Raw genomic sequence first — 12,638 nt, 5'->3', positions numbered from 1 at the left:
GGAGCAGCCGACCGAAAAACATTGTATTTTTAAATACACAAAATCCCCTAGAACTAACCTCTAGGGGGTAAAGCATATCTCTATAGTGCCTAACTCCATCACACCACCAAGCCGCTGCATCCTTCTTGCCCCTAAATATATTTATTAAACTATGCGTTTTTTCTTGCTTCTAACTCTTTCATAATAGTAGGATACATTTTGTCAAGTTTATAAAAAAACAAAAGAACGGTAGTAAGAATTAATAACGCAAATTGAATATAAATAAAACTTGCTTTAAAAGCGAGCATTGCTGAATCTGATTGCGTATCTGCACCAGCAACATAGCCCCCAACTGATAGTAATGCAGCAATTATAGCCGCACCGCCTGCTGTGCCAAGCTTTGAAGCAACGCTAGACATGCTGTAGGTTAAGGCTTCTGCACGAATACCCGTTTTCCACTCGCCGTATTCAATCGTGTCAAATACCATTGGGAATATAGTTGCCATAAGTGCCCCCATACCTATCCCTTTAATCAAACTGCCAATGAGAATGATATTAAGGTTTTCTGGTGCCATCAGCATAATTACAAAACCAACAATTGAGATAAAGCAGCCAACTAATGTATAGTTACGCTTACCAAGTTTTTTTACAAATAGTGCGCTTACCGGTAAAACCAATAAAATAGGTGCGTAAGATGCGAGCATCAACAGGCTCATTTTGGTTTCGTCGCCAAAAATATATTTGCAGTAGTAGATGTTTATTCCGCTCATACCGTTCGTAAGGAACATTGTGATAGACAATGCAAAAACAATCCACATATTTTCGTTTTTAAGCATAGATATAATTCTCATTTTCGTAGTAACCTGTGTGTCTGTATCAGTATTGGTTACGATTTTTACTCTTTCCTTTGTCCCAAAAAAAGTAATAAAATACATAAAAACAGCAATTACTGAATAAATAATAAATGTTTGTTGCCAGGCTCCGCCATCATTGCCTAAAGCTTTAACAAAACCTGTTGTTCCAACTATAACAACTAGGGACACTATTAGAGCCGTTAACATTCTGAAAATATTAAGAACTTGTCTTTCTTGCTGGTCTTGCGTAATTAGCGAATTTAGGGTTCCATACGGAATATTAATACAAGAATAAATAATATTTACTGCAAAATAAGCAATAGAATAATAAACGATTTTCCCTGTCATGCTGAAGTCTGGCACACTAAATAGCATAATTGTAAAAAGACCGAACGGCAAAGCCATCCACAAAATCCATGGGCGCGCTTTACCAAAACGTGTTTGTGTGCGATCCACTAAAGTACCCACAAGAATGTCAACAAAGCCATCAATCACCCTCGCCCAAAGAAGAATTGTACCCGCAACAGCTGCTGATAAATGAGCAATATCTGTAAAGAAGTACAACATGAATGCGCCAACAGAAGCCCATACTACGCTGTTTGCACCATCCCCAAGCCCATAAGCGAATTTTTCGCCAATCTTGATATTCCCATTATTCGTCCCCATATCATTACCCCCAATACACAATTTTTGAAAGCGTTTTCACATTTGTGAAAATAAGGTTGTCCGCTAAAGTTGCAGACACCGTATTCCCATGTCAATTCCCTTTTGACTGGCTTTTGGCCATATAGCTGGACAGAAGTTCATAACCCATAATTGGATTTACAATGGAATAGCCTTGTATCTGAATCTGGCTACGCTTGGATGCTGCTTCTCCCATTTCCCTATAATCTGTTGGCGTCGTACCTGTCGCTTTACGGAAGGAACGATAGAAAGATGCTAAGCTCATAAATCCGCATTCTTCCGAAATATGCAGCACCGTTTGCTTGGTCTCCGTCAGTAGTTCCTTTGCATGGCTAATACGGACGCTATGCAAATACTCCGCGAAAGAAATCCCCATTTTATCTCGAAAAAACCGACAAAGCGACGAAATACTCATATTTAGACTATGAGCAGCATGATCCAATGTCATTTTCAACTGATGATTAGCATTGATATAATCAATAATCATGCTCAATTGATTAAGATCGTGATTGCTCTTCTCTGATTCTGCTTTATGGGCAGGCTCATAGCGCGTATGCCGGAACAAGTATCCAACAAGCTGATACAACAATGATTTGATATAGTATTGAAATCCGTCATTTTTCATGAACACTTCCATGCCGATTTGGGCAAGTATGGATTGGAGTTGTGTGTAGTCCTTCACTTGAGCTTGTTCAATTTCAGATGAATTTAAATGGAAACGGAAGTAAGTGGTTTTCCCATAGTCAGACTGGTAAATAGCTGGATTAATTTGCAGAACTAACGCATAATTATCCTGTTCCAAGCAATTAATAGAATGAATTGAATTACTATTAAACAGAATAATATCTCCCGTTTTCATCGTGTGTTTTTTATTTTCGGAAGTTACCTCCAATGAACCTTTTAATAGAAATAGCACTTCAAATTCATTATGCCAATGCGGACTGGAATGCTCGATCCCTGCGATAAAGCACTTCATTGGTGCTTCTTTAATATGCTCAATCATTTCGAACGAGTATTTGCTTTCCATGGGTAAGACCACCCCTCCCTTCTTCCTTCATCCTGCCTTTAAAATTTTACACCACGGCGCCCTCGGCGAAAAATGCCCGATTGCTATTTGCTAATGTAATTCCGTCCACAATGGTGAATTGACCTTGTAAACGAATATCATCTAAAGCTGAACCGATCATTATATCTATCTTGCCAGCTTCAACGATCCAATTCATCTTCTTATCAAGAAATGCTAATTGGCTCATTTGCAGAGTGAAAATAACGTTTTTGCTTTCCCCCGGCTGCAGCGATATTCTCTTGAATCCCACAAGCTCCTTGTTTGGACGTACCATGGAAGCAAGTTTATCGGTGATATATACCTGTACAACCTCATCACCTTCATATTTTCCTGCATTTGTAACCTTGCAAGTGATTTCAACCACTCCATTAGCGGGTACCTGATCTTGAGAAATGACGAAATCGGAATAACTAAAATCTGTATAGGACAAGCCATGCCCGAAACAGAACAATGGCTTGGCTGTTTCATTCACATATCCACTTTTATTGTTCATCATCTCAAAGCCTCGTGTTGCGTAACCACTGCCTTTTTGATAACTGTAGTAAGATGGTCCTTGACCAGCGCTTCGAATACTAGTGAATGGAAGTTTCCCTCCTGGATTATAATCGCCAAACAGAACGTCGGATATTGCCTGTGAGCATCACTGTCCTGGATGCCAGGCTTCGATAATTGCAGGTATGTTCTCAATTACCCATGCACTGCACAGCGGCCGCGGGCTCATGTGCACGACAATTATAGGCGTATTGGTTGCATGAATAGCTTTAATTAGTTCCTCTTGTACACCAGGAAGGCCAATATCTGAACTATCAATTCCTTCACCAATGGAGCAGCCTTGTCCCCAACCACTTTTAGCACCCATCACCATAATAACGAGCTCAGCTTCCGCAGCATGATGAATTGCTTCCTCAAAGCCTGAACGATCTTCATCCATGATATCGCAACCTTTGGTATAAGTGACATGAGCAGCGGGAAGCTTGGTCTCAATAGCTTTCTTCACAGTAGAAGACATTGGGTACATGCCTTGCAACATCGGTTCAAGCATTGGCAATTCCTTTAAACCGCCCTGTATATTCATCTCGGTGATATCTACACCAGCCATGCCGCTTGAATCATTATTTTCCAGCATTCTCATACCCATTTCTACCATTGCAGGGAAGGTATAAGCCCCATACTTGCTTCGATGCAAATCACCATTAGGTCCAATGACTGCCACTTTTTTAATTTCTTTGGAAAGCGGTAATAGGTTATTATCATTTTTTAATAGGACAATTGATTCTTTAGCTAGCTTATAAGATAACTCATCATCTTCCGGCTGGTGGTAGTTAGCTTCAATTGCCTTATAATCCGGATAAGGATTTTCAAATAATCCTAGGCGAAACTTTATCTCCAGCATTCTGCGTACCGATTGGTCAACTACAGAAATTGACAAGCGATCCTGTTTAACAGCTTCACGCAAAGGAGCCCCATAGAACTTTGTCATAGGTAGTTCTATATCCATACCCGCCTGCAATGATTGTATCCCTGCATCTGTTATATCTTCAGCGGTATGGAAGGATTCCGTCAGTCTTTCAATCGCCATATAATCCGTAACCGTGATGCCATTAAAGCCCATTTCGCCTCTTAGCAGATCTGTAATCAGGTCTCTGGAAGAAACAATGGGTTCACCATCAAGTGAACCGTATGAGTTCATAACCGAAGCAAGATCAGCCATTCGGATTGCAGCTTCAAACGGCTTTGCATGTACTTCTCGTATTTCCCTGCGGGTTATATGCTGGCTCGCCATATTCAATGCGCCTTCGGACATGCTATAACCAAGGAAATGCTTGGCGGTGGCGGCAACGCCTTCTTTTAAATCATCCCCTTGTATGCCTTTAACAAAAGCGACGCTCAAGCTAGCTATTAATGTCGGGTCTTCTCCGTAGGTTTCACCAATTCGACCCCAACGCAGATCACGCGCAACATCCATAACAGGTGAAAGCGCTTGCCTAAATCCGATCGATTTCATCTGTTTACGGATAACATCACCCATGAGCTGCACTTTTTCCGGATCCCAGGTTGCGCCTAGTCCAATTGCAATTGGATAATTTGTTGCTTCAGCAAACACACCACCTGATAACGCCTCAGCATGCAGGATAGCAGGAATACCGAGATCCGTTTCTTCTAAGAGATACTTTTGAATTTTTTCTGCCAAACCCGCATTTTCTGCCGCCGTCTTGCCGCCTATCATTACAGCCACTTCACCGATACCATTGGCTAGCTGAGCATCCAAATGATCTAATGTTCCACCCACGGACATCACACAGCCGAGTTGGGCAATTTTCTGTTCGAGTGTCATTCTGGACATTAAGTCCTCAACTCTTTTATCGATCGTTAATTCAGGATTTTGATATGGAGCATTATTTACTTTTGGCATATACTTGCACCTCCAAAATTGTATTATGTCCTACTTCTATAAGATATATAATAGTCGAAATGTATTATCGTTTCGTTTCATTTTGTGTCATACACCTTCTCATCTTAATTCAGATTTTCACATTGCGTATTATTAATTCCTCAACTTTAGCACTTTCCAAAAACTAGTTAAGCCTTATGGTTGCAAGACTTAATTGCCTGGATCATAGACCTCCATTCTGCCCATGAAAAATCCCCTCAAGGCCCACAACGAATAGGTTGTTGGCCTTGAGGGGATCATTTATTACATACTTTAATATTGTCCTTTAATTACAAAAAACGAGCCCCGAATGGTTCCGGCTAGTTTAGACTTCTGCCTAGCAAACTTAAACTTCCCTTCCAACTCCTTTGGTACCTCCATTCCCTCAGAAAGCTTAAAACCAACGGCCCGCTTCTTAGGGTCATCAACCGTATACATGACATTAATGCCAAGACCATCTTCATAAAAGACGTAGGTAAATTGGATATTTTCCACTTGAAAACGCGACGTTTCTAAAGGTTTGGCCGTAAACGCAATATCACGCTCTTTCAAAATGCGGTTCACATACTCAAGGTTTTCCTGACTTTCGCTTGCGGGTACAATCGTAAATTCATGTTTGTATTTATTCATAAAGTAGCGGGCTTCATTAGCACGTAAACCAGCTAGCGCTTCTGCTACAGGTGAAGACTCTAATCCCGCCGTAGATACATTTTTGAAATCAACGATATAGGACATTCTCATCTCTCCAATGAATTCGTTTATTTTCTAACGACGGGAATCCATATTTCACCATAGACGAGGCCGTCTCGCTGCCCCATTTCAACCGTTGCATTGGGTCCGCCAACATAGGCAAACATTTGGGCTTCTGGCAAGACTTGACCAAAGGCAATACCTGTAAGCTTATTGCTCATCTCTTCGGCCGTATTTCCTTCGCCTTTAACGACGAGGTATTGCCCCTTCGGGAATTGAATCACTCTGTGCTCTTCCGGTACCGATGCTTCTGTCATGACACCAGCATAATACATCATTTTGTGATTTACAGCTTCGTTCACGGCAAAAATGTAGTCATTCGTGGCAATGGCCTTTAAAGCGTTAAGCCTTCCATCCTGCTCCACTGCCCGCCAAAAGTTTTCCTTTTCCTTATTCATGCCGGCATAATCTGTGTAATCGCTCTTCAACTCCGTGCCAATACCTAGAACGATAAAGCTTTCTTTTTCCTCAAGGGTATACACTGCCATGATCAACACTCCTTTTTTTGAATGAGTTAAATAATTTGTTTTTTTACTTGATACGTTTATAATAGCTTTAAATCATGTCAAAATATGATACTGTTTAGAGGGCCACATGAAAAAAGTTGAACGAATTAACATCATCATGCGGTACATCAACAACCGCGCCCACTTTACCATTTCTGAAATCATGCGAGAATTCAACATCTCTCGTTCGACGGCGATTAGAGATGTCAGAGAAATTGAGGCAATGGGAATGCCGCTTGTCGCCGAAGTCGGGAGGGACGGGGGTTATTTTGTCATGAGTAACTCTGTCCTACCCACCGTCCGCTTTACCGATAATGAAATTAAAGCTCTTTTTATTGCCTTTATGGCCACAAGAAACCAACAACTCCCCTATCTTAAGAGTCGCCAATCTTTAGCGGAAAAAATACTCGGCCTCATCCCGAAAAACCAGCAGGATGATCTTGTTCTGTTAAATCAAATTTTGCTGTTCGAAGGAACCAACCCCCACAATCCCGACCTGCTTGATCTGACAGATCTGCCCCATCCTACATTAGAACAACTCATCCAAATTCTTCTTATCGACAGCTATTTAGTGGTTTCCGTCGAAGAAGGAAGAGAAATAAAGTCTTATCCCATTTACCTCATGCATCTATATCGTGAAAAAAGCTCATGGCAAATTGAAGGCTTTGACTTAGCTGAGGAAAAAAGGCGGATCATTCCTGTCGACAATCTTACCGATGTCAAGCCATACCCTGAGAAAAAAAGAATAAGCAAGAAGACGATTGTCGAACAACTAAGCAAGCAGGAAGAAGCCATCAACCTGGTCCTCGAACTCGGTCCAAAGGCGATTGCCCAGTACAAAAAATATTATCCCTTACCTATTTCCATTTCATACACAAATCCTTATCAAACTACAGCTGTTCTAAAAACATTTATCAATGTTCATCATGCGGAGGAATTGGCTGAAATGACAAATTGGCTGCTTTTTCTAGGTGATGACATCAAGGTTAGAAAGGTGCCGAAAGAGGTTCTGGAGATTTTGCAGGTGAGGGTAGCTGTTTTAGGAAACCGTTGAAAACCATCATAATATCTTGTTTCCATAAATATTTTATTGCACTACGTATACTCTATCAATTCATTGTAGTCTTTTTCAAAATGTGCGAATGACCGTTTCGTTTTGCCTATTCAATACAAAGAGGGCTGACATACCCTTTAATAAACCTAGTCAGGTAAGAGGAGGGGTCGGCTTGCGTCATTCAAGGCAAATAAAATGCGTCAGAAATTTGAACGCTGCCATACAAGACCTGCGAAGAGCCAAGGTGGCTGTACGACATCGGAGAACTAGACTTGCTGTGAAAAATATTCGATTAGCTCTCGTTAACACACGCAAAACATACCGTATTTTATATGAAGCAAATGCTTTTCATCGTATAAAAACCATTAGAAAATACAGCCCAAAAATCCTCTGTCAGCCGATTGGTCCCAGTACAGACCGCCTGATTGGAAAACATTCGCCGATCCAACTTGAAGGAGGGCTGACAAACGTTCCCGGCATTCTTGTAGGCCATTCTGAGGATAAAAGCCGTCGTACGGGGTGCACCGTAGTTTTGTACCCCGAAGGGGCTGTTCCCGGTGTTGATGTACGAGGAGGGTTTCCAGGAACGATACAAACCGATGCGATCCGCCCAGGTACAGCTACAGAGGTTGTACAAGGAATTCTCCTCACAGGCGGCAGTAATTTCGGTCTTGCTGCGGCAGCAGGCGTAATGAACTGGCTTGCCGAACATGGGTACGGTGCTCAAACCGAGGCAGGACCGCTTCCTACAGTCCCAGGGGCGGTCATCTTCGATCTGATCTACGCGAAAGGTTCCCGCAGACCCGATGCTGCGATGGGTTATGCCGCCAGCCAACAGGCGAATTCCGGACCGGTAGCGGAAGGAAGCGTAGGTGCTGGGGCAGGGGCAACTGTAGGTAAAATTTACGGCAGGCCAATGAAAGGCGGAGTGGGAACCGCCGCATGGCAAATCCCTGGCGGACCTATTGTAGCGGCACTAGCGGTAGTCAACGCAGTCGGAGATATTTGGAATCAAGATCATATCATTGCAGGGGCGCTGCAGCCGGATGGCAAATTCGTTAACCAAACTCGCGCCATCTTGGAAGGTATCCCACCTGGGCCTATTCGAGATAGGAATACGACGATCGTCGTGATTGCTACCACAGCTAAACTAAGCAAGGCTGAGGCAGGACGTGTCGCAACTCTTGCTCATGATGGAATGGCTCGTGCCATCTCCCCCGTACACATTCAAGCTGACGGCGATACGGTATTCTGCATTGCCACTGGCACCGATACGAGCGGATTAACGGGGGATGCAGCCGTAACCGCAGTTGGCACTACCGCTGCGGTCGTACTGGAAGAAGCCATTGTGAGGGGAGTTAAAGCGGCAGAGAAGGAATTAATGGTGTAATCAAGGATTTGCGCAGAGCAAGGCGACTCTTTATCCCCCTGAACGACAAGCGTAAATCAACGGCATTAATATGATTTTCGGCGAAAAATGCGAAAGGAGCTGCCGCCGTCAGCTCCTTTGCTTCAATTAGTTCTGGTGCGAGTATTATTTTCTGACCCGTTTACCCACTGGAATACTCTGGGCAAAACGAAACACATTATGTGGATCGTACTTTCGTTTCACCTGCTTCAATCTGCCAAAGTTCACGCCATAATATGCCTTGGGCCAGTTCTTAATCTGTAAATCGGGAAAGTTCACATAATCCCCCTTAACAAAGGGACGTAACGCTCTGCGGAACCTTTTCACCCACTGAATATTCCGCTTCTGCTCCCCGTTGTTCCTCCAGCGTGCCGACAGCTCGTAGATGGTCTCAGCTTTCCGATGAGGATAGGCCGTTGCAGTAGGCGATACTCGACTCACCGCGCTTCCTGAACCACCTAAGCTTTGACTCCATACGGTAGAATGCTTGTTGGGTGCTTTGGATAAAAAATCACGTATAATTCGTACTCCTTCACGAGGCAAAGGTTGAAGCCCATAGGCCCCGCTTATTTTAAATTTCGGCTCCAAATTCAGGTCCGATTCGGCAAAAAATTTGGTTGCTTCAATAAAAGGCACTGTCTTCACCAGCACCTTCACCGGAGTGCCTGCTCGCAAGAGCGGTCTAATCAATCGACGCAGCTCCTCTGCACCGCCAAGTAATTGCCCGGTAGATTCAATCGTTCCCACCTTCTTGGCAGCGACCTCAATGGTTGAGGTTAAGCGATTCGTGACAGATGGGGCCCAGCGCTGCCAAACCGGCAACACCTTCTCCAAATCGCACCATTTCCAAGTGACGCTGTATATAGAAACCGTTGAAATGGGCCTAACCCGAAAAGTATAGGCTGTAGCAACGCCAAAGTTTCCTCCCCCGCCGCCTCGTGAGGCCCACAATAGATCGGAATGCTTCCTCTTGTTTGCCACAATCGTCTTGGCTCCATACCGCCCCGAAGCTACGACCATCTTCACTTGTTTCAAGTTATCGCACGTAAGTCCATATTTGCGGGACAGAAGTCCAATGCCGCCACCCAAGGCAAGCCCGGCTACGCCTACGTCGGGCGCTGTCCCAGCCGGAAGTGCCACACGCTTATTCCACAGCTTTTTGTACACTCGGGCAAGTGGATTTCCCGTCTGTACAATGGCCACCCTATTTTTTCGATCAACCTTAACCTTATTCATTTCGCTTACATCGATAATAATACCGCCATTTACAGCCGAAAACCCTTCATAGCTGTGCCGCCCGCTGCGCACTCGCAGCCGTACACCATGCTCACGAGCCCATTTGACTGCGTTGATCACATCCTGAGTTCGTCTGCAAAAAACAATGACCTTTGGAAATTTGGAAAATCGCCTATTGAACTCCATTCTGGCGGCATTATATGACGGGTTGCCCGGAAATACGAGCCTCCCTGTTAATCGTGTACCTCTCTTTTTCCGGTTTTGTGTCATCCACTTTACACCATCCCTGTTCATGGCATTAGCCTTTCTCATCAGCTTATGTAGGGATACTTGACCTAGTAGCGGCAAACGCCTTGTTTGTATCGTAAAATAGTTCAAATCGCCGTTACTTATGGTGCGGTTATCCGCGCTGTCTTTAACGGCAAGTTTTTTAGGCCATCCCTTGTAGGGATGGCCCTTCTAGTACATCTAATGAACATTAAACACTTGAACTCAATAACTCACTGAATTCCTTACCAAGGGATTTTAATTAAATTGAAGTGAATTATGACGAAATGCACTTATTTACCTTGCATCCTGCTGTTCCAGCCATCTCAAAATCGCTTGGTTTGTTTCTTCCGGCTTTTCTTGCTGGATCCAATGACCGCAATCCAGATTGACCACTTCCGCATTGGGCACGAACTTTGTCAGGTTTTCAGACTTTTGAACCGCATCCCGGTCGCCGTAGATCATGAGAGTCGGCTGTTGAATGATTGGGTTCACCTCCGCCAATAAGCGCCAGTTGCGGTCAAGGTTCCTGTACCAATTGATGCTGCCCGTGAACCCTGATGTTTCAAAAGCAGAGACGAGAACGGCCAACTCGCTGTCGCTCATCAAGGGCTCACCCAGTGGTGTTTCTGCTCTGGCTAGATTGATCAACGCCATACCTGGCTGAGGCTCTGTGCGGGGCTCATTTTTCCTGTACAGGTTGCGAAGGAACCGGAACGTATTGTCTTCGAATACGGCGTCCGCGACGCCTGGCTGTCGATTGAAGTGGACGAAATAGAAGTCGCCGCCAAGTATTTCCTCCATGAACTCGATCCAGGGTTTTTCTCCGCGCTCTTGGTAAGGCAAGCTCAGATTTACCACTTTGTTTACACGGTTTGGATGCAATAAGGTCAGTCCCCAAACGACCATTGCACCCCAATCATGACCGACAAAGGTGGCGTCTTCGTAACCGTAGTGATCGAGTAGTGCGATGAGATCACCTGACAAGTGTTCAATGTCATAGTCTGTTACTTCGGTCGGACGGGATGAGTTGCCGTAACCCCGCTGGTTTGGGACGATGACATGGTAGCCCGCTGCGGCAAGGGCGGCCACCTGATGGCGCCAAGAAAAGGCATGCTCTGGCCAGCCGTGACAGAGGACAATGGGTTTTCCGGCATTTTGTCGGCCTGCTTCAAAGACTTCGAGTTCCACACCGTTGACTGAAATAAGGGTGGGCTTGGGAAAATCGGTTGGATTAAACATAAATCAAAACCTCCTTCTTGTGATACATGTAGTATAATGGACAAAAGGTGACATCTAGGTGGCACCGTTCTGAAATCATGCAGAAAAAAAGAGGGCAATTATGGATAAAGTAGAGAGACTCATTTCGATTATCATGATATTGCTGAAAAAAGAGGTTGTTTCTACAAAGGAATTCTCACAACTATTCAATGTTTCCAAAAGAACGATCCTTCGCGATATGGAAACATTGAGCTTATCGAACATCCCGATCTACTCCGTCATTGGGGTCAAGGGCGGCTACGGCATAATGGATGAATACAAGGTTGATAAACGCCTTTTAAGCAGCTCCGATTTACAGAATATATTAATTGCACTCGGCGGATTGGAACAAATTTTCCTTACTGAAGAAGTGGAAAGAACGATTAAAAAAATAGAGGCAATGGTTAGTCCATTGTCTCTGAATCGTACCATTCAACTGTCGTTTTATGATTGGGAAGGCCGGTCCGAGATTCTTGAAACCTTAAAGACATGTCAAGAATCCATTTTAAAGAAAAGGCTGGTTTCATTTGATTATACAGATAAAGATGGGGCTGCCACGAACAGAGTGGTCGAGCCCTATGAACTGCATTTTAGCGAATCGAGTTGGTACTTGAAAGGATTCTGTTTACATCGACAGGGATATCGAACATTCAAGTTATCTCGAATCGATCCTATTACTATGGATGAACGCGCGTTTCATCCTAGAGACGATTGGTCCGAGCAAAGAAACGAAGCAAGTTATGTACCGCAATTCGTCACGATTAAGGCACGGATATCGCCCAGCATAAAAGATCAAATCATCGAAAGGTATGGTCGAAGAAGTATTGAAGGCCATCGTTCTGGATTTTTATTAGCAACCCTTTATGTCCCTCAAAATCCTATGGGATTTCAATTATTAGCAAGCTTCGGCACTCATCTAAAAGTTGTAGAGCCCAAAACCTATGTTGAAGAATTTCGAAATTATTTATATCAAATGATGGAGAACTATTCCTGATCATGGTCTCGTCTCGGCCTATATGGCCGATTCCACATGAATGGGGTCTTTAAGGCTTCTTCATAGATTTAGCATCGAAGCTTCAACCCTCAACTCAACTTTTCGCCGTCACTTATGGAACGGTTCTCCGCGCTGTCTGTAACGGCAAG

10 protein-coding genes and 1 pseudogene are annotated in these 12,638 nt (G+C 43.9%); 3 read left to right on the top strand and 8 right to left on the bottom strand.

Going from position 1 to position 12,638, the window contains the following annotated elements:
- Nucleotides 1-149 precede the first annotated feature (149 nt).
- The 6 genes and pseudogenes from BBD42_RS09375 to BBD42_RS09350 form a co-directional block, all read right to left on the bottom strand.
- On the bottom strand, nt 150-1,499 hold the full coding sequence (locus BBD42_RS09375) for an MFS transporter (protein WP_099517912.1): 1,350 nt from the start codon (nt 1,497-1,499) through the stop codon (nt 150-152).
- Nucleotides 1,500-1,590: 91 nt separating this feature from the next.
- Nucleotides 1,591-2,544 carry a helix-turn-helix domain-containing protein gene (locus BBD42_RS09370; protein ID WP_099517911.1) on the bottom strand — a complete coding sequence of 318 codons (954 nt, stop codon included), beginning with the start codon at nt 2,542-2,544 and terminating at the stop codon, nt 1,591-1,593.
- A gap of 46 nt (nt 2,545-2,590) precedes the next feature.
- Nucleotides 2,591-2,857, bottom strand: a complete 267-nt coding sequence (locus tag BBD42_RS32205) for a fibronectin type III-like domain-contianing protein (protein ID WP_237163512.1) — start codon at nt 2,855-2,857, stop codon at nt 2,591-2,593.
- A 207-nt stretch (nt 2,858-3,064) separates the two neighbouring features.
- Nucleotides 3,065-4,879 (bottom strand): annotated as a pseudogene (locus tag BBD42_RS09360) (glycoside hydrolase family 3 protein); the annotation flags it as partial.
- A gap of 408 nt (nt 4,880-5,287) precedes the next feature.
- Nucleotides 5,288-5,749 (bottom strand): DUF8821 family protein, encoded by a 462-nt coding sequence (locus tag BBD42_RS09355; RefSeq protein WP_099517909.1) that lies wholly within the window; start codon nt 5,747-5,749, stop codon nt 5,288-5,290.
- A gap of 23 nt (nt 5,750-5,772) precedes the next feature.
- Nucleotides 5,773-6,252, bottom strand: coding sequence for a GyrI-like domain-containing protein (locus tag BBD42_RS09350; RefSeq protein WP_150131532.1), 480 nt, complete (start codon nt 6,250-6,252; stop codon nt 5,773-5,775).
- 106 nt (nt 6,253-6,358) lie between these two features.
- On the opposite strand from BBD42_RS09350, the gene BBD42_RS09345 reads away from it, so the two are divergent.
- Both BBD42_RS09345 and BBD42_RS09340 read left to right on the top strand, forming a co-directional pair.
- Nucleotides 6,359-7,324, top strand: coding sequence for a helix-turn-helix transcriptional regulator (locus tag BBD42_RS09345; RefSeq protein WP_099517907.1), 966 nt, complete (start codon nt 6,359-6,361; stop codon nt 7,322-7,324).
- Nucleotides 7,325-7,601: 277 nt separating this feature from the next.
- A complete protein-coding gene (locus BBD42_RS09340; protein ID WP_237163427.1) occupies nt 7,602-8,714 on the top strand; it encodes a P1 family peptidase in 1,113 nt (370 codons plus the stop codon).
- A 144-nt stretch (nt 8,715-8,858) separates the two neighbouring features.
- Here the strand turns inward: BBD42_RS09340 and BBD42_RS09335 are convergent, their stop codons facing one another.
- The gene (locus tag BBD42_RS09335; RefSeq protein ID WP_099521536.1) at nt 8,859-10,238 is read right to left on the bottom strand and encodes an FAD-binding oxidoreductase; all 1,380 of its coding nucleotides are present in this window, start codon (nt 10,236-10,238) and stop codon (nt 8,859-8,861) included.
- 294 nt (nt 10,239-10,532) lie between these two features.
- Nucleotides 10,533-11,477: an alpha/beta fold hydrolase gene (locus BBD42_RS09330; RefSeq protein WP_099517905.1), complete on the bottom strand. Its 945-nt coding sequence runs from the start codon at nt 11,475-11,477 to the stop codon at nt 10,533-10,535.
- A 100-nt stretch (nt 11,478-11,577) separates the two neighbouring features.
- On the opposite strand from BBD42_RS09330, the gene BBD42_RS09325 reads away from it, so the two are divergent.
- The gene (locus BBD42_RS09325) at nt 11,578-12,489 is read left to right on the top strand and encodes a helix-turn-helix transcriptional regulator (protein ID WP_099517904.1); all 912 of its coding nucleotides are present in this window, start codon (nt 11,578-11,580) and stop codon (nt 12,487-12,489) included.
- Nucleotides 12,490-12,638 lie beyond the last annotated feature (149 nt).

The organism is Paenibacillus sp. BIHB 4019, from assembly GCF_002741035.1.
Taxonomy (GTDB): Bacteria; Bacillota; Bacilli; order Paenibacillales; family Paenibacillaceae; genus Pristimantibacillus.
This window is presented reverse-complemented; position numbering and strand designations above follow the sequence as displayed.

Bases quoted from the DNA above. Each gene is read 5' to 3' on its own strand.
- BBD42_RS09355 (WP_099517909.1), bottom strand. From the start codon at position 5,749: ATGTCCTATATCGTTGATTTCAAAAATGTATCTACGGCGGGATTAGAG.
- BBD42_RS09325 (WP_099517904.1), top strand. From the start codon at position 11,578: ATGGATAAAGTAGAGAGACTCATTTCGATTATCATGATATTGCTGAAA.
- BBD42_RS32205 (WP_237163512.1), bottom strand. From the start codon at position 2,857: ATGGTACGTCCAAACAAGGAGCTTGTGGGATTCAAGAGAATATCGCTG.
- BBD42_RS09350 (WP_150131532.1), bottom strand. From the start codon at position 6,252: ATGGCAGTGTATACCCTTGAGGAAAAAGAAAGCTTTATCGTTCTAGGT.
- BBD42_RS09335 (WP_099521536.1), bottom strand. From the start codon at position 10,238: ATGACACAAAACCGGAAAAAGAGAGGTACACGATTAACAGGGAGGCTC.
- BBD42_RS09345 (WP_099517907.1), top strand. From the start codon at position 6,359: ATGAAAAAAGTTGAACGAATTAACATCATCATGCGGTACATCAACAAC.
- BBD42_RS09375 (WP_099517912.1), bottom strand. From the start codon at position 1,499: ATGGGGACGAATAATGGGAATATCAAGATTGGCGAAAAATTCGCTTAT.
- BBD42_RS09370 (WP_099517911.1), bottom strand. From the start codon at position 2,544: ATGGAAAGCAAATACTCGTTCGAAATGATTGAGCATATTAAAGAAGCA.
- BBD42_RS09330 (WP_099517905.1), bottom strand. From the start codon at position 11,477: ATGTTTAATCCAACCGATTTTCCCAAGCCCACCCTTATTTCAGTCAAC.